At 56.5% G+C, this 24,949-nt stretch carries 21 protein-coding genes; 13 read left to right on the top strand and 8 right to left on the bottom strand.

Annotated features, from left to right (window positions below; translation table 11 throughout):
• Positions 1–23: 23 nt before the first annotated feature.
• Together AC2FIM_RS01100 and AC2FIM_RS01095 are read right to left on the bottom strand one after the other, a co-directional pair.
• Entirely contained in the window at positions 24–1,694 is a 1,671-nt protein-coding gene (locus AC2FIM_RS01100; protein ID WP_496707849.1) for a flotillin family protein, read from the bottom strand.
• Between the two features lie 34 nt (positions 1,695–1,728).
• Positions 1,729–2,445: an OB-fold-containig protein gene (locus tag AC2FIM_RS01095; protein ID WP_271946644.1), complete on the bottom strand. Its 717-nt coding sequence runs from the start codon at positions 2,443–2,445 to the stop codon at positions 1,729–1,731.
• Positions 2,446–2,499: 54 nt separating this feature from the next.
• On the opposite strand from AC2FIM_RS01095, the gene AC2FIM_RS01090 reads away from it, so the two are divergent.
• The 4 genes from AC2FIM_RS01090 to AC2FIM_RS01075 all read left to right on the top strand — a co-directional run bounded on the left by AC2FIM_RS01090 (position 2,500) and on the right by AC2FIM_RS01075 (position 9,029).
• Positions 2,500–2,658, top strand: coding sequence for a hypothetical protein (locus AC2FIM_RS01090; RefSeq protein ID WP_496677781.1), 159 nt, complete (start codon positions 2,500–2,502; stop codon positions 2,656–2,658).
• 43 nt (positions 2,659–2,701) lie between these two features.
• A complete protein-coding gene (gene metG / locus AC2FIM_RS01085; RefSeq protein ID WP_142634291.1) occupies positions 2,702–4,420 on the top strand; it encodes a methionine--tRNA ligase in 1,719 nt (572 codons plus the stop codon).
• Between the two features lie 289 nt (positions 4,421–4,709).
• On the top strand, positions 4,710–5,888 hold the full coding sequence (locus tag AC2FIM_RS01080) for an efflux RND transporter periplasmic adaptor subunit (protein WP_142634293.1): 1,179 nt from the start codon (positions 4,710–4,712) through the stop codon (positions 5,886–5,888).
• Between the two features lie 3 nt (positions 5,889–5,891).
• Positions 5,892–9,029 carry an efflux RND transporter permease subunit gene (locus AC2FIM_RS01075; RefSeq protein ID WP_496707850.1) on the top strand — a complete coding sequence of 1,046 codons (3,138 nt, stop codon included), beginning with the start codon at positions 5,892–5,894 and terminating at the stop codon, positions 9,027–9,029.
• A gap of 37 nt (positions 9,030–9,066) precedes the next feature.
• Here the strand turns inward: AC2FIM_RS01075 and glpD are convergent, their stop codons facing one another.
• Positions 9,067–10,644 carry a glycerol-3-phosphate dehydrogenase gene (gene glpD, locus AC2FIM_RS01070; RefSeq protein WP_496677782.1) on the bottom strand — a complete coding sequence of 526 codons (1,578 nt, stop codon included), beginning with the start codon at positions 10,642–10,644 and terminating at the stop codon, positions 9,067–9,069.
• 205 nt (positions 10,645–10,849) lie between these two features.
• Here glpD and AC2FIM_RS01065 point away from each other — a divergent pair, with 205 nt between their 5' ends.
• From AC2FIM_RS01065 to AC2FIM_RS01040, 6 genes are all read left to right on the top strand, one after another.
• On the top strand, positions 10,850–11,632 hold the full coding sequence (locus AC2FIM_RS01065) for a DeoR/GlpR family DNA-binding transcription regulator (protein ID WP_271946633.1): 783 nt from the start codon (positions 10,850–10,852) through the stop codon (positions 11,630–11,632).
• A gap of 97 nt (positions 11,633–11,729) precedes the next feature.
• Entirely contained in the window at positions 11,730–11,885 is a 156-nt protein-coding gene (locus AC2FIM_RS01060; RefSeq protein WP_271946630.1) for a DUF5993 family protein, read from the top strand.
• Between the two features lie 9 nt (positions 11,886–11,894).
• Positions 11,895–12,464 carry a disulfide bond formation protein B gene (locus AC2FIM_RS01055; protein WP_496731702.1) on the top strand — a complete coding sequence of 190 codons (570 nt, stop codon included), beginning with the start codon at positions 11,895–11,897 and terminating at the stop codon, positions 12,462–12,464.
• A gap of 34 nt (positions 12,465–12,498) precedes the next feature.
• Positions 12,499–12,861 (top strand): DUF3302 domain-containing protein, encoded by a 363-nt coding sequence (locus AC2FIM_RS01050; protein ID WP_142634304.1) that lies wholly within the window; start codon positions 12,499–12,501, stop codon positions 12,859–12,861.
• 21 nt (positions 12,862–12,882) lie between these two features.
• Positions 12,883–14,028, top strand: coding sequence for an HlyD family secretion protein (locus AC2FIM_RS01045; RefSeq protein ID WP_281994737.1), 1,146 nt, complete (start codon positions 12,883–12,885; stop codon positions 14,026–14,028).
• A gap of 11 nt (positions 14,029–14,039) precedes the next feature.
• Entirely contained in the window at positions 14,040–15,602 is a 1,563-nt protein-coding gene (locus tag AC2FIM_RS01040; protein WP_271946619.1) for an efflux transporter outer membrane subunit, read from the top strand.
• A 3-nt stretch (positions 15,603–15,605) separates the two neighbouring features.
• Here AC2FIM_RS01040 and mprF read toward each other — a convergent pair whose 3' ends face one another.
• Both mprF and AC2FIM_RS01030 read right to left on the bottom strand, forming a co-directional pair.
• A complete protein-coding gene (mprF, locus tag AC2FIM_RS01035; RefSeq protein ID WP_496731700.1) occupies positions 15,606–18,215 on the bottom strand; it encodes a bifunctional lysylphosphatidylglycerol flippase/synthetase MprF in 2,610 nt (869 codons plus the stop codon).
• Between the two features lie 98 nt (positions 18,216–18,313).
• Positions 18,314–18,742 carry an Lrp/AsnC family transcriptional regulator gene (locus AC2FIM_RS01030; RefSeq protein WP_142634311.1) on the bottom strand — a complete coding sequence of 143 codons (429 nt, stop codon included), beginning with the start codon at positions 18,740–18,742 and terminating at the stop codon, positions 18,314–18,316.
• Positions 18,743–18,828: 86 nt separating this feature from the next.
• On the opposite strand from AC2FIM_RS01030, the gene rocF reads away from it, so the two are divergent.
• The 3 genes from rocF to ocd are packed head-to-tail and all read left to right on the top strand — an operon-like array spanning position 18,829 to position 21,719.
• Complete coding sequence (rocF, locus tag AC2FIM_RS01025) at positions 18,829–19,749, top strand: arginase (protein WP_496677786.1); 921 nt, start codon at positions 18,829–18,831, stop codon at positions 19,747–19,749.
• The gene (gene ctlX / locus AC2FIM_RS01020; protein WP_496707854.1) at positions 19,749–20,669 is read left to right on the top strand and encodes a citrulline utilization hydrolase CtlX; all 921 of its coding nucleotides are present in this window, start codon (positions 19,749–19,751) and stop codon (positions 20,667–20,669) included. The genes rocF and ctlX overlap by 1 nt, the downstream gene beginning before the upstream one ends.
• Before the next feature lie 9 nt (positions 20,670–20,678).
• A complete protein-coding gene (ocd, locus tag AC2FIM_RS01015) occupies positions 20,679–21,719 on the top strand; it encodes an ornithine cyclodeaminase (RefSeq protein ID WP_496707856.1) in 1,041 nt (346 codons plus the stop codon).
• A 67-nt stretch (positions 21,720–21,786) separates the two neighbouring features.
• On the opposite strand, the gene AC2FIM_RS01010 is transcribed toward ocd, so the two are convergent.
• From AC2FIM_RS01010 to AC2FIM_RS01000, 3 genes are all read right to left on the bottom strand, one after another.
• On the bottom strand, positions 21,787–23,190 hold the full coding sequence (locus AC2FIM_RS01010) for a TRAP transporter large permease (RefSeq protein WP_142634319.1): 1,404 nt from the start codon (positions 23,188–23,190) through the stop codon (positions 21,787–21,789).
• Between the two features lie 3 nt (positions 23,191–23,193).
• Positions 23,194–23,823 carry a TRAP transporter small permease subunit gene (locus AC2FIM_RS01005; RefSeq protein WP_142634321.1) on the bottom strand — a complete coding sequence of 210 codons (630 nt, stop codon included), beginning with the start codon at positions 23,821–23,823 and terminating at the stop codon, positions 23,194–23,196.
• A gap of 65 nt (positions 23,824–23,888) precedes the next feature.
• The gene (locus AC2FIM_RS01000; RefSeq protein WP_496707858.1) at positions 23,889–24,905 is read right to left on the bottom strand and encodes a C4-dicarboxylate TRAP transporter substrate-binding protein; all 1,017 of its coding nucleotides are present in this window, start codon (positions 24,903–24,905) and stop codon (positions 23,889–23,891) included.
• Positions 24,906–24,949: the final 44 nt, after the last annotated feature.

Below are 24,949 nucleotides of genomic sequence, written 5' to 3'. Positions count from 1 at the left end.
CGGGAAATTCCCGGCCCATTCTTTTAGTGTTCGGTTCGAGGTTTCTGATCAACCACTTCGGCCTCAACTGCTGGTTTAACAGTGGGCTCTAGCGCGCCGTTGACGATGCCCCCGACCCCGTTTTCCATCGACAGGCCCAGCTCTTCGCCCAGCTTTTTCAACGCGGGCATCTGAACGGCCATGGCCATGATCGAATCCAGCGCCTGGTTCACCACCGGCTTGTCGCCATTGGCGCCTCCGCCACCACCGGCGGCACCGATCCCGCCAACCTGATGGATCTTGATCGAGTCGATCTTCTCCGCGGGCTTGACCATTTCCGCAATGATCGTCGGCATCGCCTCAATCCGGGCCAGATCAACCTTCAGACGGATCTGATCAACGGACAGGGCATTGTCAGCCTCGACAATCGCGCGCTTACCTTCCGCTTCGGCCAGCATGTCGTTCTTCTTGGCCTCGGCGCGGATGTTCAGCGCATCCGCTTCGGCTTGCGCCTCTTCGCGGCGCGCCTCAGCACGGTCAGCGGCGGCCTCTTTCTCGGCCTGGGCGGCCAGACGGATGGCTGTGGCCTGACGTTCCGCCTCACGCGTCGCTTCGATCAGAACGATCTGCTTCTGTCGCTCGGCCTCGGCCACCTGACGGGCGGTAACCACCGCTTCGGTCGCTTTGGTCGCCTCAGCGCGGGCCAGATCGGCAGAGGCACGGGCGCGGCTTTCCTCTTCGGATTTCTGCGCGATGATGATCTGACGCTCTTGCTCGGCAACCTCCAACTCACGCTCTTTCGAGATCTCGGCCTCACGGATTTTACGCTCGCGTTCAATGTCAGCCGCTCGAATTGCTTCCTCGCGCGCAATCCGGGCACGCTCGGTTTCACGTACAGAATCCTCGGTCCGCGCGGCGATCTCGGCCTCTTGCGCCACGCGCAGGGTTTCGATCTGTTGCGTCTGTTCGATGCGGGCCTGCTCTTCGTCCTTGTCGATCAACAGCTTCTGACGCTGAGCTTCCATCGCTGCACGGCGCACTTCCACCTCGGCATCCGCATCAATCTGCGCGCGCTCTTTTTTCGAGGTCGCAATCACCTCGGCCAGCTTGCGCATACCCACGGCGTTAAAGGCGTTGTTTTCATCCAGCGCTTCGAACGGTGTCTGATCCAGCGCGGTCAGCGAGACCGATTCCAGCGACAGGCCGTTTTTCAGAAGGTCTTCGGACACCGCATTCTGCACCTCTTGCACAAAGTCAGCGCGGTTTTCATGCAGACCGTCCATGGTCATCTGCGCAGCCACGGCACGCAGACCGTCGATCAGCTTGCCTTCGATCATCTCACGCAGCTGTTCGACATCGAATGTACGGGCGCCCAGGGTTTGGGCCGCGCGTGCGATGCCCTCTTCCGTGGCCATGACCGAGACATAGAACTCGACCCCCACGTCAACACGCATCCGGTCTTTGGTGATCAAAGCAGCCTCGGCGCTGCGCTGCACCTCAAGACGCAGGGTCTTCATGTTGACGGGGCTGACCTCATGCAACAGCGGCACGACGATGACGCCACCATCCATGATGACTTTCTTACCACCAGCACCGGTTTTCACCAGGCTCACCTCGCGAGTTGCGCGGCGGTAGAGTCGGGCCAGTACAAGGCCGATGAACATAACGACCGCTAAAATGGTCACAACTGTGACGGCTAGGAATGTAAGTTCCATGCAAATTCCTCCGAGATTGGGGTTTGAAATTTAGTTAGTTTGACAAGCCGACCAGAACGAACCGGTCTTGCCGTCGGTCGCGCAGGACAAGCACTTCAGTGCCCTGTTCCAGCGTATCCTTGTCCTGCAGGGGCTCAGCGCGCAGGTAATGCGCATTGCCAAAGCGATCCATGACCCGCACTTCGGCCGGGCGGCCACGCGATGCTGTCCCTTGCGAGATGAAACCGCGACGGCGGGCCAGCATCCGTTCGGACATAGCCTCGGTCTCGGTTTTCGGCAGCAGGCGGGCAAAGACCGCGCTAAAGCCACGCGCAAACCAGATGCCTAAGGCCCCAGCCGGGATCGCAGCCATCCATGAGGGCAGATCAAAGCCCATCACATCACGCAGGCCCAGCTGCAAGCCGATGCCAGACAGGCCGAAACCAGCCAGCAGAACCACCAGCCAGATCATGAACGGCACTTTTCCAAAGCCCAGCCAGCTTGCAGGACCGTCCGAGGTCACAACCGGCGTTTCCGCCGCAACCTCGGCCAGCTCGAACTCACCCAGATCGACATCCGCATCCAGATCAAGTTCGAAATCACCGATGTCCAATTCCGGAGCGTCAACCAGATCAAGGTCAACGTCGCCCTCGCCCGCCATCAGGCTTCCACCCAGCATCAGCGCCACCAGTTCCAGCCCCAAAAGGCCAAACAACAGAGCAATCGCGATGGTAAAGGGCACAAATGCACCCTCGAGTAGAAAACTGAACATCAGTGGGCCGTCTCCGTTATTGTATACGATGGTATGCAGTAAATATGGGGAGTCATGACAAAGTTTCAAGAGGTTGTGATTCTATATTTCAACCTATGGGTAATTGACACGGTGACACAGCGGCAGTCGGGAAACCCGTTCTTTGGGGATTTTTCCGTGCATGGGGCCGGAAAGTTGCATCCGTGCAAAAGCCGGGCTTTTGCTGGGCTGTGACATAAGATAGACGGGCCTGCAGTTACATACGCGGAAACGGAACATGGCTCGGATTCTCATCACCTCGGCGATCCCCTACATCAACGGGATCAAGCACCTCGGCAATCTGATCGGCTCGCAACTGCCCGCCGACCTGTATGCGCGGTATCAGCGCGGCCGGGGGAATGAAGTCATGTTTCTCTGCGCCACCGACGAACACGGCACCCCCGCCGAGCTGGCCGCCGCCAAGGCAGGCAAGCCGGTCGCCGAATACTGTGCCGAGATGCATGGCGTGCAGGCCGATATCGCACAGCGCTTTGGCCTGAGCTTTGATCACTTTGGCCGCTCATCCAGCCCCCAGAACAAGGCGCTGACCCAGCATTTCGCAGGCAAATTGGATGACGCCGGGTTGATCCGCGAAGTGAGCGAGAAACAGGTCTATTCCCACGCCGATGGGCGCTTTCTTCCTGACCGCTATATTGAAGGCACCTGCCCCAACTGCGGGTACGACCGTGCACGTGGCGACCAGTGCGAAAACTGCACCAAGCAACTGGATCCGACCGACCTGATCGAGCCGCGCTCGGCCATTTCCGGTTCGACCGACCTTGAGGTGCGCGAAACCAAGCACCTGTATTTGCGCCAGTCATCAATGAAGGATCAACTAAACGCCTGGATCGACTCCAAGACCGATTGGCCGATCCTGACCACCTCGATCGCCAAGAAATGGTTACATGACGGCGACGGCCTGCAAGACCGTGGCATTACCCGCGATCTGGACTGGGGCGTGCCGGTCAAGAAGGGCGATCAGGACTGGCCCGGCATGGAGGGCAAGGTCTTTTACGTCTGGTTCGACGCGCCGATCGAATACATCGCTTGCGCCAAGGAATGGGCTGATGCGACCGGCAAAGCGGATGCCGAGTGGGAGCGCTGGTGGCGCACTGACAAAGGTGCCGATGACGTGCGCTATGTTCAATTCATGGGTAAGGACAATGTGCCTTTCCATACCCTGTCCTTTCCGGCGACCATTCTAGGTTCGGGTGAGCCGTGGAAGATGGTCGACCATCTGAAATCCTTCAACTACCTGAACTATGACGGCGGCCAGTTCTCAACCAGCCAAGGTCGCGGCGTGTTCATGGACCAGGCGCTGGACATCCTGCCTGCCGATTACTGGCGCTGGTGGCTGCTGAGCCATGCGCCCGAAAGCAGCGATAGCGAATTCACCTGGGAGAACTTCCAGCAATCGGTGAACAAGGATCTGGCCGATGTGTTGGGCAACTTCGTCAGCCGGATCACCAAGTTCTGCCGCTCAAAATTCGGCGAGGCGGTGCCCCAAGGCGGCACCTATGGCGACCGCGAGCAGGCCCTGATCGAAGAGCTGACCCGCCGCGTCCGCGCCTATGAAGGGTTCATGGAGGCAATGGAAGTTCGCAAATCCGCCCAGGAATTGCGCGCCATCTGGGTTGCCGGGAACGAGTATCTTCAATCCGCGGCACCCTGGTCGACCTTCAAGGAAGATCCCGAACAGGCCGCGGTACAGGTGCGTCTGGGTCTGAACTTGATCCGGCTCTATGCCGTGCTCAGTGCGCCGTTCATTCCCGAAACCACCGCCCGTATGCTGAGCGCGATGAACACGATGGATACCGCCTGGCCTGACGATGTTGCGGCGGCCCTGTCCGCCCTGCCCGCAGGCCACGACTTTGCCGTTCCCGATGTTCTGTTCGCCAAGATCACCGACGAACAGCGCGAAGACTGGCAGGACCGTTTTGCAGGTGTCCGCACCTAAGACACCCGACCGGGAAAAGAATACAAGGGGCTTAACGGCCCCCTTTTTTCATTTTGCGTTTGATCCAGATTGCCGGAAACGACCTTGCCAGATCAGGGAACTAGCCCTGGCCGATTTGCGTAAACCTGCCGCCCTACAGAAAAATATCCTTGGGTAAGCGATTGCCCTACGGGCTAACACGCTTGAGAAACCTAGCAAAACCAGCCATCCTCACGAAGAGTTTAGGCGACTCGGACCGCTGGCGGCGACCCGAGTTGTGTCCAGTTTTTGTTTCAATGGGGCTTCTGCCATGATCCTTGCATCAACACTTTTCAGCTTTCGACCGAATGACCCCATAGCCAAATCCGTTTGGTATGCCGCAGCTTTGGCCCTGTGTGGGTTGGTGGTGCCAGCTGCCGCGCAGGATAAAAGTGACGCCCCACCGCCCAAAGTGTCCATCGCAGCGGCCTACACGCAAGAAATCACGGACGAGGCGACTTTCATCGGTCGAGCTGAGGCGCTGAACAAGGCCGATATTGTCGCCCGGGTCAGCGGATTTCTGGACAGTCAGAATGTTGAAGACGGCGCGATGGTGAATGAAGGCGACCTTATGTTCACGATCGAGCCGGACCTGTATCAGGCGACACTAGATGCACGGAATGCCGATCTGGACCGTGCCGAAGCAAATCTTGAGCTCGCCAAAGTTGACCTGGCCCGGAAGGAAGAACTTTACAAACGCGATGCCACTCCGGAAAGCGAACGGGATATCGCCCGTGCCAACGAACTTGTGGCCATTGCCGAAGTCAAAGCCGCGAAAGCCGCGATCCAACAGGCCGAACTTGATCTGAGCTATACTAAGGTCCACGCACCGTTCACCGGCCGTATCGGGCGGGTCGCTATCAGCGTCGGGGACGTTGTTGGCCCGAACAACCCACCATTGGTGAATATCGTCAGCGAGGCACCAGTGTATGTGAATTTCTCGTTGAACGAAAAACAGTTTACCTCGGTTCTTGAACAATATGGCGAGAATGCATCGTCTTTGGCCGAAAGCCCCAAAAGCCCGAATGTGCATGTAACGCTGCCCAATGGATCGGACTTGGGCGAAACAGGTTCGATTGTTTTCGTTGACAACCATATCGACCCGCTAACTGGAACGATTGCAATGCGGGCCGAATTCACAAATGCCGACCGGCTGATCCTCGATGGTCAGTTCCTGAGCGTTCATATCGAAGCCCTGGAGCCGACCTTGCAGGTTCTGATCCCGCAGGCGGCCTTGTCACGTGATCAGCGCGGTGATTTCGTTCTGGTCGTTAACGATAAGCAAATGGTCGAACAGCGCTATATCACCACCGGCGACAATGTCGGAACTGCTGTGATCGTTCTAGACGGCCTGCGCGAAGGGGAAAGCGTGATCGTCGAGGGCCTCCAGCGCGTGCGCCCGGGTGTGGCAGTGGATGCTGTCACCGCATCCGAGCAGCCGGGAGAGTAACAGATGTTCTCATCCCTGTTCATCAGCCGGCCCAAGCTGGCCCTAGTTATTTCGCTTGTCCTGACGATCATGGGCGGGATCGGCTATATGGTTCTGCCGGTCGCCCAGTTTCCTGATATTACGCCACCGGTCGTCAGCGTTTCCGCCACCTATACCGGTGCCAATGCCGAAACGGTCGAGAACACTGTCGCCGCGCCGATCGAGGCGCAGGTCAACGGCGTGGATGACATGATCTACATGACGTCCACCTCTTCGGATAACGGATCGTATTCGTTGAATATTACCTTTGAAGTCGGCACCGATCCTGACATTGCATCCGTCAACGTGCAGAACCGCGTTGCGCAGGCCATGTCTTCGCTTCCGTCAGAGGTGACTTCGTCGGGTGTCGTTACGCAGAAGGCATCGACCAATATGCTGATGCTGGTCACGCTGACCTCACCCAAAAGCACCTATGACAGTGTATTCTTGTCGAACTACGCTTCGATCAACCTGAAAGATGCGTTGGCGCGGGTACAGGGTGTTGGTAAAGCCGACGTTCTGACTAACCTTGAATATGCAATGCGGATATGGATGGATCCCGACAAGATGACCGCCCTGTCGATTTCACCGGGTGATGTCATAAACGCTATCCGAGAACAGAATATCGAAGTGTCTGCCGGTTCGATAGGCTCGCCGCCGGTCCCTGAGGGACAGACATTTCAATATACGATCAAGACCAAGGGCCGGCTGACCTCGGCCGCTGAATTTGGCAATATTGTCATCCGTACTGGTGATGCAGGGGCAATCGTACGCATAAGGGACATTGCCAGAACCGAACTTGGAGCGCAGTTCTATTCGGCTTCGGGTTATTTCCAGGCAGAACCCGCAACGGTTATCGGTATTTATCAAGCCCCCGGTGCCAATGCGTTGGCTGTTTCAGATCGTGTTCAGGCCGAATTGGACCGGCTGTCGCGTTCGTTCCCAACAGATGTTGAATATCAGGTTCCGTTCAACACGACCGACTTCGTGGAACAATCTCTGAACGACGTGGTTTCCACCCTGATGCTGACGTTCGTTTTAGTGATTTCGGTCGTATTTGTCTTTTTGGGCAGTTGGCGTGCCACGATCATTCCTGCGGTTGCTATTCCTGTTTCGCTGATTGGCACGTTCGCGTTCCTGCTGGCGTTTGGGATGTCCCTGAACACAATTTCTTTGTTCGCGCTTGTACTGGCCATCGGGATCGTGGTCGATGATGCCATCGTGGTGGTTGAAAACGTTGAACGCATTATCGCCGACGAAGGGTTGTCCCCGCCTGAGGCGACACGGAAAGCAATGGGCCAAATCACCGGACCCGTCATCGCAACCACACTGGTTCTGCTGGCCGTTTTTGTGCCCGTAACCTTTATGCCTGGCATCTCGGGGCGACTGTATTCTCAGTTTGCAGTCACCATCTCGACTGCGGTCGTGATTTCTTCAATCAACGCTTTGACCTTGTCTCCGGCGCTTTGCGGACTGGTTCTGCGCGCGCGCTCGGGTCCGCCCAAGGGTATTCTGGCCCTGTTTGAGCGTTTCATCGGAACGCTGCGTGACGGTTATGTTGTCATTGTCCGAAAACTGTTAATTCTGCCAGTCGCCGGACTGGGCGTCATCGTTGTTCTGGCCATGGGTACAGGGACGATCATGTCGAACACATCAAGCGGTTTTATTCCGCTTGAAGACAACGGCTATCTCTTTGTGGACATCCAGTTGCCAGATGCGGCAACGCTGGAACGCACCGAGACTATCGCAGGTCGGGTCGACGACCAGATCCGCGATATCTCGGGGGTTGCCAGTACAGTTTTGATCAACGGATTTTCGCTACTGAACGGCACAACCACAAATGGAGCGACCGTTTTTGTAAACCTCGACAACTGGGACGAGCGGCAAGATCCCGACCTGTCTGCCGATACCATTCTGGGCAAGGTTCTGGCGATTGCAAATGGCGAATCCGCAGCTTCGATCGTGGCCTTCAACCCGCCACCGATACAGGGCCTCGGCATGTCAGCCGGTGTGGAAATGGAGGTTCAGCAAGTCGGGGGCGGTACGCCTCAGGATCTGGCCTCGGCCGTTGGGTCCTTCGTCTATGCTGCAAACCAGCGACCCGAGATTGGTCAGGCCTATACAACATTCCGGGCCAATGTTCCTCAGCTATTTGTCGATCTGGACCGTGAGAAAGCGAAAACCCTGGAAGTGTCTGTTGCTGAGATTTTCCAGACGATGCAAGCCCAGCTAGGCTCGTACTATGTGAACGATTTCAACCTATTCGGCCGCGTATACCGCGTGATGATTCAGGCCGAGGGGAGCTATCGGAACAAGGTCGAAGATATTTCGAACCTGTATGTGCGCTCGACCAAGGGCGATATGGTTCCATTGGGTACGTTGATCGACGTGGAAAACGTGTTGGGGCCAGTCCTGTTAAAACGGCATAACCTGTTCCGTTCGGCAACTGTTACAGCTGTACCTGCGCCAGGGCTGTCCAGTGGCGACGCTATCACTGTGATGACAGAAGAATCCGCCAACGCCCTACCCTCGGGATACGCGTTTGAATGGACAGGTACCGCGCAACAGCAGCTTGCATCCGGCAGCCTTGTGATCATTATCCTCGGGCTTGCTGTCCTGTTCGCCTATTTGTTCCTGGTGGGGCAATACGAAAGCTGGTCGATGCCGGTGTCCATTCTTCTATCGGTTATTGTTGCCCTATTCGGGGCGGTTGCGGCAGTGGCCATCGTGGGCAGCGACATAAACCTGTACACGCAGATCGGGATGATCATGCTGGTGGGGCTTGCGTCGAAGAACGGTATCCTCATCGTTGAATTCGCAATGGAACAGCGTGCCAATGGCCTTTCGATCAAAGATGCTGCAGCCGAAGCCGCCCATCAACGTTTCCGCGCGGTGATGATGACTGCCCTCTCCTTCCTGTTGGGTGTTGTACCGTTGCTTGCCGCGAACGGCGCGGGTGCGGCTAGCCAGAAGGCCATCGGTGTCGCCGTCTTTGGCGGAATGCTGGCGGCAACTCTGGTTGGCGTTATCCTTGTGCCGGTACTTTACGCCCTGATGCAGGGGCTGAGGGAATGGCTCAAAGGGACAAAGAACGACCCCGACCCTTCGGAAGAAGCCGCATAAATCAAAAAAAGCCCCGCCAAAAACGCGGGGCTTTTCTTTAATGGGCCAGGCGCTTTTCGATCCAGCGCTGGATGGCAGCGATCTGATAGGCATCAAGTCTTAGGCCCAGCTTGTTTCTGCGCCAGATGGCATCTTCAGCGCAGCGCACATATTCCTTGGTGACCAGCCATTCCATTTCGCGTTCGGTCAGAGTCGCCCCGAACTCTTCCCCCAGATCCTCAGCGGTCTTTGCATCGGCCAGAATAGCGCGCGCCTCGGTTCCATAGGCGCGCACCAGCCGTTCCGCCCATGTGCGATTCAAAAAGGCATAGTCGAATTCCAGACCGGCAATAAGGTCTTGCACTGCGCTAACGGGGAAATCGCCACCCGGCAAAGAAACACCAGCGGTCCATGGACCGGGCAAATCCGGGAAGTACTCAGCGATTTTCTCAAGCGCACTTTCGGCCAATCTGCGATAGGTCGTAATCTTGCCGCCGAAAACATTCAAAACCGGAGCACCGCCAAGCCCATTGACCTTCAGAGTATAGTCTCTGGTCGCGGCCGTTGCGCTGCTAGCCCCATCGTCATACAGAGGGCGCACACCGGAATAGGTCCAGACGATGTCTTCGTGGGTCACAGGCTGCTCAAAATATTTTGACGCAAACGCACACAGATATTCCTGTTCAGACTCGGTACAGACTGGAGGAACCGATGGGTCTGGATGATCCTGATCAGTTGTTCCGATAAGGGTGAAATCTCTCTCATAGGGAATGGCAAAGATGATGCGCCCGTCTTCGCCCTGAAAGAAATAGCATTTGTCATGGTTGAATAACCTGTGGGTTACGATATGGCTGCCGCGGACCAACCGAACCCCCTCGCGCGAGTTCACGTGGATTTTGTCCTGAATAATGTCCCCGACCCAAGGGCCACCGGCATTGATCAGCATCTTGGCCTGGACGACGCGCGTTTCATCACTCTGCTTGTCGCGGATCGTGACATGCCACAGGTCATCGACCCTTTCGGCAGACAGAACCTCTGTCCGGACCAGAATTTCGGCACCTCTGGCCTCGGCATCACGGGCGTTCAGAACCACCAGACGGGAATCCTCAATCCAGCAGTCGGAATATTCATAGGCAGTTTCGAACCTGTTCTGCAGCGGGCCGCCTTCGGGCGCAGACCGTAGATTCAGCGACGAAGTTCCCGGCAGAATTTTACGCCCCCCGAGGTGGTCATACATGAACAGGCCCAGACGGATCAGCCAGGCCGGGCGACGACCGCGCATCCAGGGCATCACCATGCTCAGCAGGCGCGATGTCGGCGTGTCCGAGTCAAAGCGCATCCCATCGTGGTACGGAAGCACAAAGCGCATCGGCCAACTGATATGCGGCATTGCCCGCAGCAAGGTCTCACGCTCGATCAGCGCCTCGCGGACCAGTCGGAATTCAAAGTACTCAAGATACCGCAGGCCGCCATGGAACAGTTTGGTCGAGGCAGAGGACGTCGCCGATGCCAAGTCGTTCATCTCGGCCAATGTCACCGACAATCCCCGCCCGGCCGCATCACGCGCGATCCCGCAACCGTTAATACCGCCACCGATGATGAATAGGTCAGTAACCTGGCCAGTCTGCTGTGCCATTTGCAGGTCAGTCCTTTTGCTGAAAACGTGCGGCAATTAACCCGTTCGATACTCGGTTCGTCAATGTGAATTTTTTCGTTTTTTTTCGCGTAACGAACAAGAATAGCGATTTTTTGTTGTTGTCCAAACGATGTTTGATTTCTGCCGGTTGCAATATTGCGAAAAAAGGAACAAAAACGAAAGAACCCAATAACCGGAGCTTCCCTTGTCTCTTTCGTTCCGCCAGTCAGACATCATAGAAATCGCCAAGCAGAATGGTCGCGTCATGGTCGAGGATCTGGCGTTGCAGTTTGGTGTCACGGTCCAAACGATCCGGCGTGATCTTTCCGAGCTTGCGGAACTGGGCAAGCTGGACCGGGTTCATGGCGGCGCGGTCCTGCGATCCGGCGTTTCGAATATCGGTTACGAGGACCGGCGCGCCCTGAATGCTGAAATCAAGACCCGTATCGCACAGGTTTGCGCTGCCAACATACCGGATGGTGCATCGCTTTTTTTGAACATCGGTACATCGACCGAGGCTGTCGCGCATCAGTTGCTAAACCACAAAGATCTTATGGTGGTGACAAATAACATGAATGTCGCGCGTATCCTGGTGGAAAACACGAACTGCCAGATCGTCGTCGCCGGTGGTGTTCTGCGCCGGTCGGACGGTGGTCTGATCGGCAACCTGACCAATTCAACGATTGAACAATTCAAGTTCGATTATGCGGTAATCGGGTGTTCCGCACTGGACGCCGATGGTGATCTTCTGGATTTCGATTTCCAAGAAGTCCGTGTCAGCCAGACTATCATTGCACAGGCCAGACACAGCTTTCTGGTTGCCGATCATTCGAAATTTCAGCGCTCGGCCCCTGCCCGTATTGCCTCGATGTCCGAAGTTGACGTTTTCTTTACAGATCAACCTCTTCCAAGTGGGCTTGCACGTAAATGTAAGGAATGGGGAACGCGGGTCGTATACAGCGGCCGAACCACTGGAGATTCGCATTAAACGCGTAATTCCAAACGTGGTTCTTGTCATAGGCGACCGGCCCTGACAGTATCACAACATATTGCAATCAGTGCACGGCAAGGGGGAGATCCGGGCCATGATCGCGCTTTTATTTGCGTTACTCACAGCCACTATGGGGCTGAATTATTATAGAAAAACCAAAGCGGCCAATGTTGTGTTCTTCATTACCATGGCCCTAAGTGTTTATTGGCTGAAGTTTCATGCCACCAGCCAACTGACCATTCAGCTGTAGGAGGCCACAATGACACCCGAGCTTTCCCGCACCCTGAACGCGTTGGGAACCCTGGCGGTCAGCCTCGTTCTTGTACTGGCCTTCGGATACCAGCTGGCGCTGAACGAACTGCCCTGCCCGCTTTGCTTATTGCAACGGGTCGGGTTCGTAGCGGTGGGCGTTGGTTTGGGCCTGAACCTGCTATACGGAGCCCGGCCGCAGCATTATGCGTTGATGTTGCTTGCGGCACTGTTTGGGATCAGCGTTTCCGTTCGCCAGATCTTGCTGCATATCGTACCGGGTACCGGCCACTATGGTTCGCCTGTTTTTGGGTATCACTACTACACATGGGCCGCGATCTGCTTTTTTCTGATCCTGCTGGGCACGGCAATCATGCTGCTTTTCGACCGTCAATATCAGGACACAACCGTCGATCAACCACGGTTCGGGGGCAATACGCTGGCCAAAACCGCGTTCTTTGTGATGCTAGGGCTGGCCGCGCTGAATGCGGGGTCGACCTTGTTGGAATGTGGACCAGGTATCTGCGCTGACCCGCCGACAAGATACAAATTGATTGACGAACTGGACACCAACAACTGAGGATGGATAAACCTTCCCTCATGGAGGCATCGGAATGGGACTACTGGGGCAGCCGCTAGGCTATTATGACTATCTGACATTTATCGCACTTATACTGCTGCTGGCCGCTGTAATGGCGCTGTTTCTGTTCATAATGGGACTACCCGGCCGCATCGCAATCAAACGCAACCATCCCCATGCCGAGGCAGTCAAGATCATGGGCTGGATGGGGTTTCTGGCCGTCGTTCCCTGGATTCACGCCTTTATGTGGGCTTTCCACGATGCAGCCACTGTCGATATCCGCCGTATGCCTGATGATGAACGCGATGCGATACGGAAGGACATCAAACGGTTAGGCGGTGATCTGACCGAAGAATATCGCGATCCACTGGACCCGGACGAAACACAAAAAAGCTAAGGCTAAAGGAAGTCCCACAATATGTTTGTCGCTCTTGGCATTACGCTTTTCTACATCATTTTTGTCTGGCTGATCTTCTTCAAACTGCAATGGCTTAAGTTCAGTATCGCCTGGGGCATCGTTTCCTTCTGGGTGGGTGCTCATCTGTTATTGATCTTTATGGTTGCGCTGCGGTTCTTCCAGCCATTTTCGATCGACAGCCACGTGGTCCGCTCAACCATACAGATCGTACCGCGCCTGACTGAACCAACCATCCTTTCCGAGGTTCTGGTCGAGCCGAATACAGAGGTGAAGAAAGGGGATCCGCTGTATCGGTTCGACGACACCGTCTTTGCGCTTGAATTCGAAGAGGCATCCGCACAGTTGGTTGCAGCCCAGCAGAACGCCAAAATTCTGGAACAGGATGTGATCGTCGCGGGTGAAGCCGTCGAGCGAGCCAACGCGCAACTGGCATATGCGCTGACCCAGCAAGCACGGTATGAAAACCTTGTCCCTGCGGGTGGTGCCCGAGAGGATGAGCTGGATCGCTGGAACGAGCAGGTCACGGAAGATCAGGCTAAGATAAAAGAGGCCGAAGCCAATCTGGAAAAGGCAAAGCTGGCGCTGGATTCGCAGATCGACGGGGTCAATACCGGAATCGTTCAAGCTCAGGCTCAGTTGGAAAAGGCCCGGTACTTTCTGGACAATACTACGATCTACGCGCCCGAAGATGGTATGATCGTTTCACAACAGGCACGCCCGGGTCTGGTTGTCGGTGACATCCGATTGGGCGCAATCGCCAGCTTTGTGACCAAGGAAAATCCTTATATTCTCGCCACTTACCGGCAGCAGAACCTGAAATTTGTGAAACCCGGGCAACAGGTTGAGGTCGCGCTGGACTTATATCCCGGAGAAATCCTGACCGGCAAAGTCGAGGCGATCTGGTGGGCAACCCGCCAGGGTCAATATCTGCCATCAGGCCGCCTGCCCGGATTTGAACTGCCAAAAATTCCCGGACATATTGCCGTGCAGATTTCGGTCGAAATTCCAGATGGCCACGTCTTTCCCGCCGGTGGACATGCCGCGGTGGCAATCTATACCGGCCAGGGCAAAAGCTTTGAGTTCCTGCGGCGCATCAATATCCGCCTCTATTCCTTCGCAAACTTCATCCGACCATTGGACATTTAAGGACACGCTGTATGACACGCGCCAGGCTAAACCGCAGTTTGATGGGCACAGCCCTGTGTGCCGCGCTGCTGGTGGGATGCGCACCTGTCGGTCCTGATTTTGTGCGACCGAACTCTCCGGTCGTGAAGGAATGGATCGAGGTAAACAACCCCTCAGTCGGTGCCAGCGGCCTCACCTCGCGTAGTGCCCCTGTGGCAAAATGGTGGGAGACCTTCAACGACGCCACTTTGAACCGGTTGATCGCCGAAGCCTATGCCCAGAACCTGGCGCTACAGGTGGCCGGTGCGCGCGTATTACAGGCCCGCGCACAGCTTGGGATTGCCTTTGGTGAGCTTTACCCCCAATCGCAGGCCATCGGAGGTTCGATCGAGCGGCGCCAGATCAGCGATAATATCGGGCCGATTTCCGATATCAATCGGATCATCCCTCTGGATACCGAATTCTCGACCTCGCAGGTTGGCTTCGACGCCCAATGGGAATTGGATGTGTGGGGGCAGCAACGCCGGGGTGTGCAGGCCGCACGATCCAATCTGGCACTTCAGGTCGCTAATTACGATGACGCTTTGGTCACGCTGACCGGCGATGTAGCAGCGTTATATGTAAGCTTCCGCGCGCTGCAAGAAACCCTGTTCGTGGCACGAGAGAATATCAAGCTGCAACAGGAATCGGTTGATCTGACCCAGCTGCGTTTCAACAACGGCGTCACCACCGAACTGGATGTGCAAGAGGCCACCGCCCTGCTGAACAATACCATGGCGCTAGTGCCGGAAATTGAAAGCGATCTTCAGCAGACCAAGAATGCTTTGGCTGTTTTACTGGGAACAACACCCTCGCGCATGGCCGGGTTGCTGGGTAATTCCGGTCGTATCCCTTCGGCCCGATCCAACGTCGCCGTTGGAGTACCAGCGGAATTGCTGCGCCGACGCCCGGATGTACGCGCCGCAGAACTGGCTGCTGCCACACAGTCTGCGCAAGTTGGGATCGCGATTGCTGACCTGTATCCCCAGTTCATCCTGTCCGGTTCGATCGGCCTGCAGGCCTCGGGCAGTCAGGACCTGTTTTCATCCGCCAGCAATACTGGGCTGGCCAGTGCCGGAGTGGTCTGGAATGTGCTGAATTATGGGCGGATCAAGAATAATGTCCGCGCCCAGGACGCAGCTTATCAGGCCTTGATTGCGAACTATCAAAACACCGTCCTGACCGCCTATTCCGAGGTCGAAAGTGCTATGGTCGCCTATACGCAATCACGCAAACAGGTGACATTCTACCAAAACAGCGTCACCGCATCGCGCAAAGCTGCCGAGATCGCGGTGAACCAATATCGGGATGGCATCGCCAGTTATTCCCGCGTTCTGAACACGCAAACCGCATTGCTGCGATCACAGGCCAACCTGATCGAAGCCCGCCAGCAGGTCTCGAGCAATCTGGTTGCAGTCTACAAAGGTTTAGGCGGTGGTTGGCAAATCCGGCAAAATCAGGAGTTCCTGCCGGAAACCGTGCTGGCCGAAATGGCCTATCGCACCGATTGGGGAGACCTGCTGCAACAGGCTCCGACCCAAGCCAGCCTGAACTGAGCGCTATTTCGTCAGACCGCGCAAGCCGCCCGAAATCAGAATGTTGACCTCGTAGAGAATACGCGGCGCGGCCAGTCCTCCGGGGCTGGCCAAATAGTTCGGGCTCCATTCTGGTTCGAATTTCTGCTTGAACGAGCGCAGCCCCTCGAAGTGATAAAACTGTTCGCCATGTTCATAGACAAAGCCGCCAATGCGGTTCCACAGCGATGCCAGTTGCCGGTTTTCGATCCCGGAAAACGGTGCCGCCCCCAGCGAGAACCAGTGGAACCCCTGCTCGGCGCCCCATGACATCATCTCGGCAAACAGCGCATCCATAACAAAACTTGGGCTATCTGGTTCATACCGCATCAGATCCAGCGACAGTTCTGATTTTTGCCCGCCCTGAAACAGGTTAGCAAACGCGACGATCTCACCTGTTTCGCCATTCCGCAGCACCGCGTGGTCGAAATAGGACAGATAGGTTTCATCAAATCCGCCAAGCGCAAAACCTTTCTCGGCCCCAGCCTTTTGCGCCAGCCAGTCATCCGAAATCTTGCGCAACTCGGGCAGGATCGGGGTTAGTTCCTGTTTTGGGATAATCTCGAAAACATACCCTTCGCGTTCGGCACGGTTCTTGGCCTGACGGAACCGCTTGCGGGATTTTCCGTCCAGCGAAAAATCTTTCAGCGGCACCCGCGCTACTTCGCCAATTTTCAGGATCGACAGGCCAAGGTCCAGAAAGGTCGGCAGGTATTTGGTGGAAACGCTGTAGAAGGCACAAAGTTTACCCTCACGGTCCGCCATCTCGCGCAGCTGCCATATCAGCTGTTTACCGGCGGTTTCATCCCCTACTGGTTCACCTTTGGTGACCAGTGCGTTGCCGGTATCGGCATAAGCCAGAAAAGCGGTTTCATCCGGCGCGATCAGGAACTGCTTGTCCCCGGTCAGGGAAATCTGGGATTCCGTGTCTTCGCTTTCCATCACCAGACGTTCGACTACTTCGGGGATTTCTGTGCGGACTGGAACAGGAATCTCGCGCCCGAACAGAGAGCTAACGGCAACCACCCCAAGGATGACCGCAACCACAAGGCTGGATCGTAGGAACCGCGAAGCGTCGCCGTTCCAGGCAAACTCCCACCACAGGGCATTTTGATATTCGACATGGGAATAAGCAAACAGACCCACCCAAAAGATCACGGCAAGCAATGCAAGAACGCTGACCAGCCAAGGTATGTTCAACCTGAAGATCGACGCGCCGCTAACCCGATAGAACGCATCCCGGAACATGGCCAGCAGAACGATGCTACCTACCATGCTGAGCGCTTCGTGCGTATCGAGCCCTTTGGTCAGCGAAGCGACAAAACCGGCCAGCATCAACAGCATGGCCACAACCCAAGCCCGGTAAAGCTTGCGAAACAACCCCCGTGACACAAGGATCAGTAAGACCCCTACCGCGCTTCCGGCCAGGTGGGACGCTTCGACAAAGGACAGGGGCAGGAAATCCCGTAGCACACCCAGGTTACCGCTGCTTGCAGGCAACGCGCCGGAGACCAGAAGTATCACACCGGCCACTGCGGCCACGCCTGCGGCCACCATGGGCACGATCGGACGGATCACTCGATAAACCCAAGTGGCTGCACCAGTAATATGTCGCCGGTGGCTCAGCGCTGATGCCACAGCGATTGAAAGCGTGGCGATGAGGAAGGGAAGAAACGTATAGACCAGGCGGTACAGCAGCAGCGCGGCAATGACATCCGACCGGCCTGACGCGCCAAGTCCCGCGATCATAGTCGCCTCGAAGGCGCCAATTCCACCCGGCGCATGGCTGAGGATACCGACCGCAATCGCGCCAATAAAGATGGTGAAGAAATAGGGGTAGCCGATCCCAAGGTCTGTCGGCAGCAGCACATACAGAACCATCGACGCACCAAAAACATCGCCCAAGGCCGCCAGCGTCAGCAACCCGGCCAGTTTGCCGCCGGGAAGGTTAAATCCAACCCCGCCATAGGCCAGCCTGCGCCCGCCTTTCGACAGCCAGATGAACAGCGTTGCCAAAGCGATCAAAAGGCCCAATCCTATGACCGTCTCGACCGTATCTCTGATTGGCAAAACCTTCGATATCCCGTCGGGATGAAAGGTCAGCAAAGCCCCCAACAGCAAGGTCATGCCAGACCAGAAAGCGATCCACGAGGTCGCAATAACCCCAGCGACGCGCCCCAGATCCAGCCCCAAAGATGCGTAGATCCGATACCGGATCGCCGTGCCCGTGATGTAGGAAAACCCAAGGCAGTTTGACACCGCATAACCACAGGCCCCGGCCATGCCCGCAACCGGCAAAGGGACCTCACCGTCGGCAACGCTCTGGACTGCAAAGACGTCGTATAAAGACAGGGAAACAAAGCTAAAAGCGGTCCAGCACAGGGCGATGAACAACAGCGTCCAAGAGGTGTTCGCCACATCCGTCTGAACGGATGACCATTTCACATGTGCAGACAGTTCATGCAGCACGGTCAGGGCGACCAGCATGACGATTACGGGAATGGCGATTCTGACCAGGGGTCGTTCCAGAAAACCGGATACTCTTTCGGCAAGTCGGATGGCCCAGAGTTCTTTGCCTGTATCCTGATCAGTCATGTGATTTCCCTGTTTCAGGTTCGCAGCTGCCTTTGCGCGGGTGGCGAACGCATCGCAACTTTTACACATATTCCTTGCTGCTCAAAGCACTACAGCAATCAGACGCGGCCTTTCCGAGTAGAAAGAAGCAAGTTGGTTTCAGATCGCGTAATCCCCTCGATCCTGCGGATGCGAAACAGGATTTCATCCAGTTCGGCCAGGGTTTCGGTTCCAATCTCGGCAATCAAGTCCCAACCGCCATTTGTCGAATGGACAGCCCGCACCTGCGGCATGGCGGCAATTTGGGCCATGGTGCGCTCGGTGCCGCGCCCTTCGATTTCCAGCATCATCAACCCTCTGACCGGGCTTTGCGCCACATCCTGCCGTGTCAGAACCGTAAAGCCCACAATCTCGCCGGATTGCTTCAAACGTTGCAAACGGCTGCGCACTGTTGTGCGTGTGACCCCCAGTGTTTCCGCCAGTTCCGAGAGTGAAGCACGGGCATCCCGGTGCAGAGCGCTGAGAAGCTTGCCATCCAAATCGTCCATTCAGTACTTCCGTTATGTCAGTTGCGGTTCCATTTTGAGCATTTTGATCCCTATCCGCAAGCCACATTGCCGGAGTAGTAGTACATATGGATACAAACAACGTAATTCTGGTTGGCGCCCCGATGGATTCGGGCAAGCGTCGACAAGGCTGCCGGATGGGCCCCGATGCCTATCGGGTTGCGGGGCTTCAATCAGCTCTTGCCGATCTCGGTCTTCACCTACGGGATCTCGGCGATATCACACCTGACATTCCGGATATGTCCGAACATTCGCATCTCTTCGCCCTGCCCGAGTGTGTCGGTTGGACCAAAGCTCTCAGCCGTGTTGCGCAGGATGTCGCCCCACAAGGCCTGCCAATTTTCATGGGTGGCGATCATGCGCTTTCGATGGGCACGGTTTTAGGCATGGCACAGCACGCCGAGCGGATCGAACGCCCACTGTTCGTTCTCTGGCTGGACGCGCATAGCGATTTCCACACACCCGAGAGCACCGATAGCGGCAACCTGCACGGGACACCCGTAGCCTATTTCACCGGACAGCCCGGATTTGACGACTTCCCACCGGTTTCATCGCCAGTTCCGACCGACCGGGTCGGCATGATCGGTCTGCGCTCGGTCGACCCAGCCGAACGGGCTCGGCTGGAACAGGATCGCGCAATGCTGGCCGATATGCGAAGCATCGACGAAAACGGCATCAAAGCACCGCTGATGGCCTTTCTGGAGCGGGTCCGGGCAGCGGATGGCATCCTTCATGTTTCGCTGGATGTGGATTTCCTTGATCCGTCCATTGCTCCTGCAGTTGGCACAACAGTTCCAGGTGGCGCGACCGAACGCGAGGCCCATCTAGTGATGGAACTGCTGCACGAAAGCGGTCTTGTCTGCTCGCTGGATCTGGTAGAATTGAACCCGTTTCTGGACGAACGCGGCCGCACTGCAAAGCTGATGGTCGATCTGGCCGCCTCATTGCTGGGTCGCCGCATCTTTGACCGCCCCACCCGGAGCTTCTGATGCAATCTCTACAAGCCCCACCAGCCGTTGTGATGATCCGGCCCCATGCGTTTGCTTCGAACCCCGAGACACGCGACGACAATGCGTTCCAGACCTTGGCCAACCGCTCCGCAGCGGCCACGTCTGTCCAAGCGCGCGATGAACATGATCAGGCGGTGGCGCTGCTGCGCGATGCGGGTGTTAAGGTTCATGTCTTCGACGATTTCGGAGACCTCGACACACCAGACAGCGTATTTCCGAACAACTGGTTCTCGACCCATCCCGGCGGACATGTGGCAATCTATCCGATGTTTGTGCCGTCGCGCAGGCGCGAACGTCGCGCCGACGTCATAGAAATGTTGAAACAGGAGTATCGTGTTCAGGACGTGATCGATTATTCCGGGCTTGAACAGGACAGACTGGCGCTGGAAGGCACCGGAGCGATGGTTCTGGACCACATTGGCCGCGTGGCCTACACGGTCAAATCCAACCGCGCCGACCCCGTTCTGTTGGAGCGTTTCTGCACCCATTTCAACTATGAGCCCATCGCATTCGAGGCGCATGATGCCGCAGGACGTGATGTCTATCACACGAATGTTCTGATGGGCATCGGCTCCAAATACGCGCTGATCTGTCTTGAAATGATCGCGGACCCCGAACGCCGCGCGACAGTGAAAGCCAGGCTGGAAGAATCCGGTCGCACGGTCATTGACCTGACCCATGATCAGATCGCTGAATTTGCTGGCAACGCCATCGAACTGAGCGGCCTGAATGGTCCCGTACTGGCGCTGTCCAGCCGGGCACTTGCTGCCCTGACCCCGGTACAAATCGCTACAATCGAAGCCAGCGCGACACCTCTGCCGCTTTCGATTCCCACCATTGAAACTGCCGGTGGATCCGTGCGCTGCATGATTGCGGGCATCCACCTGTCCCGCCGATAGGAGCCCCTAATGCAACCATCCGAAAAGGCCCTGGTGCCGTTCGTGTCTGTCGACAATATGATGAGACTGGTCCACCATATCGGCGTCGAACGTATGATCACCGATATTGCGGCGCAAATCGAAGCTGATTTCAAACGGTGGGAAAGCTTTGACAAAACACCCCGCATCCCTGCCCACTCGCCGCATGGGGTTATTGAACTGATGCCAACTTCAGACGGTGAGGCCTATGGGTTTAAATACGTCAACGGCCACCCCAAGAATACCTCCGAGGGCCTACAGACCGTTACCGCATTTGGATTGCTGGCAGACGTCTACACAGGCTATCCGACCCTGCTGACCGAAATGACCATGCTGACTGCATTGCGCACCGCAGCAACCTCTGCCCTGGTCGGCAGTTATCTTGCGCCCAAATCGGCCTCGACGATGGCAATGATCGGGAATGGCGCGCAATCCGAATTTCAGTGCCTCGCCTTCAAGGCCATGTGCGGGATTGATACTGTTCGCTTGTACGATACCGACGCGGCTGCCACCGAAAAATGTGCGGCCAATCTGGCGGGCTCTGGCCTCTCGGTCGTGAAATGCAAATCCCCTGAGGACGCCATCGAAGGCGCGCATATCATCACGACCTGCACGGCGGACAAGAAGAATGCCACGATCCTGACCGATAACTTGGCCGGCCCCGGCGTCCACATCAACGCGATCGGCGGCGACTGTCCCGGCAAAACCGAACTGCACAGGGATATCCTGCTACGCTCTGAAATATTCGTCGAATACCCGGAACAAACCCGTATTGAGGGCGAGATTCAGGCCCTTGAAGACGATCATCCCGTCACCGAGTTGTGGCAGGTCATGACGGGACAGGCCGAGGGTCGCAAAGATGATCGTCAGATCACGTTGTTTGACAGCGTAGGCTTCGCGATCGAGGATTTTTCAGCCCTGCGCTACATCCAGTCCGCAGTCCGGGGCACAGATTACTACGAACCCCTGGACATGCTGGCAGACCCTGACGATCCGCGCGATCTGTACGGAATGCTGATGCGAGCGAAATAGAGATACCCTGCCCCCGTGCGCCAGCCGGGGGCAGGTATCACCAAAGATTGGCTTCGCCAGATGCCAATTACCCGGCCAGCGAAGGCAGGTACAGAACGATGCCCGGAAAGGCGACCAGCAGCGCAATCGTCACGGCGTCGGCGATGAAAAACGGCGTCACGCCCTTGAACACGTCCTGAACGCTCAGATCAGGGCGGACGCCGGCAACGACAAAGCAATTCAAACCGATCGGTGGCGTGATCAGGCAGAACTCGGCCATTTTCACCACCAAAATACCAAACCAGATGGCGCACATCGGACCGGACATCCCAAACGTACTTTCCGCAGCGGTGACGGCCTCGCCCCCGTTCAGCGCCATAACTGCCGGATAGACAACCGGAAGAGTCAGCAATAGCATCCCGATGGCATCCATGAACATGCCGAGCACCGCATAGGCCAGCAGGATGCAGATCAGGATCAGCATGGGTGACATTGTCAGCGACGTGATCCAGTCGGAAAACGCGCTTGGCAAATCGGCGAAACCCAGGAACCTGACATAGATCAGCACGCCCCAGATGATCGAAAAGATCATCGCGGTCAATTTGGCGGTCTCAAGCAGTGCGGATTTCAACTCTGCCCATCTCATGCCGTGGAACAGCGCGAAGCAGAACACGATAAAGGCACCGATTGCCCCGCCTTCGGTTGGCGTGCCCCAGGCTTTTTCACCAAACGGGTTATAGACGAAGCAGATGATGATCAGGATCACCGCAACAATCGGTAGGGCACCAGGCAGCGCGGCAAAACGCTGTTTCCAAGTAAAGCCAGTGACCGGCGGGCCGACATTTTTGAACACAACGGCGATGCCGACGATCAGCAGACCATAGATAACCGCCGAAAACGCTCCCGGTATGAACCCGGCGAGCAGCAGTTTGCCCACATCCTGTTCCACGATGATCGCATAAATCACAAGGATCGCCGAGGGCGGGATCAGTGAGGCCAAAGTGCCACCTGCAGCAACTACGCCCGCCGCAAATTGTTTGTTGTACCCGACCTTCAGCATTTCCGGGATCGCGATCCGGGCAAATACCGCAGATGTCGCGACCGATGCCCCCGAGACCGCAGCAAAACCAGCGGTGGCGAACACGGTTGCGACCGCAAGCCCACCCGGAACCCATGCTACCCAGCGCTTGGCGGCCTCGAACAGCGCGCGCGTCAGGCCTGCGTAGTAGGCAAGGTAACCGATCAGGATAAAGGTCGGAATCAGGCTGAGCGTATGGGCTGCAACCTTGGAATGCGGCACTTGCCCTGCGGTTTTTACCGCAACGGTCAGCGCCTTGCCGAACCGGTCGGGATCATATCCGAATTTGGCCCAGAATATCCAAACCAGACCGATCAGCCCCGCCAAAGCCGCGGCAAAAGCCACACGCATTCCGGTGATAACCAGAACCAGCAGACCACCGGTGACCCAAAGGCCAATCTCAATCGAGTCCATTTACTAGTCCTGCCCTTCGAATTGTTCGGCTTCAGCGGCAGCCTGCGCAGCAGCGTCCTGTATCATCGGCACCGCAACGGGGTTTTGTAGGCCCAGCACAAAGGCCCGTCCATAACCCCAGATTTGCAGCACAAGCCGCAAGCAAAGTACCGAAAACGCGATAGGTGCCAGTAACTTGGCAGGCCAGAGCGGGATGCCAATGTCGATCGAGCTGTCCCGGCTCCACAGAGGTGCGCCAAAGTCGAATGATCTGTCGAAATGGGACCAGCTGCCCCAGACCAATGCCAACATGAGCACCAGGATGAGAACGACCGAAATCAACTCGAACAGCCACAAAGCCCGTCCGTGTAGCCGCGAAATGACAATATCCATCCGGATATGGCCCCCATCGCGTTGTACGTAAGAGATACCTAGAAACGCAATCAAAGGCATGGCTTGCTCGATCCAATCGACATAGCCCGGCAATGGCGCGTTATAGGCGTTGCGCCCACTCACCGAGACAACTGCCAGCACCATTAACCCGAACACGGCAATTCCGCTGATCAGTGCAAGCGTACGCTCGGCCCTTAACAGCAGCTGGTCCAGCCTGCTCAGACGGCTATCATCCGCAAGCACCGTCGCCTGTCCTGCCATTCCGCTGGCCCTCTCTGTATTGGAATCAGTGTCCGGGTACCGCGCTGGGTACCCGGAACGCGTGATCAGTTCCCGCCACGCTGTTGTTTCAGCGTCAGTTGAACAAGATCATATAGATCCTGCGCAGGCAGACCCTGCGCGGACATGTCAGCGATCCACTGCTCGCGGATCGGATCAGCAGCCTTGGTGCGGAATTCCTCCAGCACGGCTTCATCGATCTGAACTTTCTGCACGCCTTTTTCGGTCAACACACCATCCCACTGCTCCAGCAGACCGCCGTAATTGGCGAGATAATGGGCAATGGCCTCGTCGACAGAACTGTTAAGCGCTTCACGATGTTCCGCAGGCAGCGCTTCGTAGGCGTCGATATTGACCACAACCGGACAGTTTACTGTGCCGGGGTTCAGGTTGGCCGTCCACCAGTCGGCTTCGTTGATAGTGCCGAAAGACAAATGTGCGTGCTGAGCAAAGGCCACTGTATCAACAACACCGGATTCCATCGCATTAAACGCCTCGGTCGCGGGCACCGATGTTGGAACACCGCCAACGGCCTCAAACGCCTGGCCCAGCCCGCCAGTCGCACGTACACGCATGCCGTCAAAATCTGCAAGCGTTGAGCGCGGATCACCGGTTCCAACGATATTATACTGGGGCATTGGCGACGTCATGATGATCCGGGCATTCCACTGAGCCATCTCATCCTTAACGGCGGGATGATCATATACAGCGTGGCTGACGGCCACCTCTTCTTCCAAATTGTTCACACCCAGGAACGGCAGTTCAAGTACAGTGATCGCCCGATTTTTGTCGCGGTGATAGCCTGCGCAGAACTGCGCCATCTCGAATGCACCGATCTCAATCCCGTCCAGATTCTCTTTCGGCTTTGACAGCCCGCCATAGCTGACATTGATCGTGAATTCGCCACCGGTTTTTTCGCTGACCAGTTCAGCCAGTTTCTCGACATGTTCGGTAAAGGCCCGGCGTTTGCCCCAGACCGAAGCATTCCATTCTGTTGCTGCAGCTTCGGTAACGAATGCAATAGTCAGGGCGGCGACGGCGGCACCGCTCAACATTTTAGTCATAGTGATTTCTCCCATTAATGCGCCCCCTTTTTTTTGGGTCGCTT

This window comes from Ruegeria sp. CDSC052 (assembly GCF_059610685.1).
Note: the sequence above shows the minus strand (reverse complement) of the source record. Positions and strands in the feature narration are given on the sequence as shown.

Bases quoted from the DNA above. Each gene is read 5' to 3' on its own strand.
- AC2FIM_RS01050 (WP_142634304.1), top strand. From the start codon at position 12,499: ATGGGACTACTGGGGCAGCCGCTAGGCTATTATGACTATCTGACATTT.
- AC2FIM_RS01075 (WP_496707850.1), top strand. From the start codon at position 5,892: ATGTTCTCATCCCTGTTCATCAGCCGGCCCAAGCTGGCCCTAGTTATT.
- AC2FIM_RS01000 (WP_496707858.1), bottom strand. From the start codon at position 24,905: ATGACTAAAATGTTGAGCGGTGCCGCCGTCGCCGCCCTGACTATTGCA.
- AC2FIM_RS01095 (WP_271946644.1), bottom strand. From the start codon at position 2,445: ATGTTCAGTTTTCTACTCGAGGGTGCATTTGTGCCCTTTACCATCGCG.
- rocF (WP_496677786.1), top strand. From the start codon at position 18,829: ATGGATACAAACAACGTAATTCTGGTTGGCGCCCCGATGGATTCGGGC.
- mprF (WP_496731700.1), bottom strand. From the start codon at position 18,215: ATGACTGATCAGGATACAGGCAAAGAACTCTGGGCCATCCGACTTGCC.
- AC2FIM_RS01030 (WP_142634311.1), bottom strand. From the start codon at position 18,742: ATGGACGATTTGGATGGCAAGCTTCTCAGCGCTCTGCACCGGGATGCC.
- AC2FIM_RS01080 (WP_142634293.1), top strand. From the start codon at position 4,710: ATGATCCTTGCATCAACACTTTTCAGCTTTCGACCGAATGACCCCATA.
- glpD (WP_496677782.1), bottom strand. From the start codon at position 10,644: ATGGCACAGCAGACTGGCCAGGTTACTGACCTATTCATCATCGGTGGC.
- ctlX (WP_496707854.1), top strand. From the start codon at position 19,749: ATGCAATCTCTACAAGCCCCACCAGCCGTTGTGATGATCCGGCCCCAT.
- ocd (WP_496707856.1), top strand. From the start codon at position 20,679: ATGCAACCATCCGAAAAGGCCCTGGTGCCGTTCGTGTCTGTCGACAAT.
- metG (WP_142634291.1), top strand. From the start codon at position 2,702: ATGGCTCGGATTCTCATCACCTCGGCGATCCCCTACATCAACGGGATC.
- AC2FIM_RS01010 (WP_142634319.1), bottom strand. From the start codon at position 23,190: ATGGACTCGATTGAGATTGGCCTTTGGGTCACCGGTGGTCTGCTGGTT.
- AC2FIM_RS01045 (WP_281994737.1), top strand. From the start codon at position 12,883: ATGTTTGTCGCTCTTGGCATTACGCTTTTCTACATCATTTTTGTCTGG.
- AC2FIM_RS01040 (WP_271946619.1), top strand. From the start codon at position 14,040: ATGACACGCGCCAGGCTAAACCGCAGTTTGATGGGCACAGCCCTGTGT.
- AC2FIM_RS01100 (WP_496707849.1), bottom strand. From the start codon at position 1,694: ATGGAACTTACATTCCTAGCCGTCACAGTTGTGACCATTTTAGCGGTC.
- AC2FIM_RS01090 (WP_496677781.1), top strand. From the start codon at position 2,500: ATGACAAAGTTTCAAGAGGTTGTGATTCTATATTTCAACCTATGGGTA.
- AC2FIM_RS01055 (WP_496731702.1), top strand. From the start codon at position 11,895: ATGACACCCGAGCTTTCCCGCACCCTGAACGCGTTGGGAACCCTGGCG.
- AC2FIM_RS01060 (WP_271946630.1), top strand. From the start codon at position 11,730: ATGATCGCGCTTTTATTTGCGTTACTCACAGCCACTATGGGGCTGAAT.
- AC2FIM_RS01005 (WP_142634321.1), bottom strand. From the start codon at position 23,823: ATGGCAGGACAGGCGACGGTGCTTGCGGATGATAGCCGTCTGAGCAGG.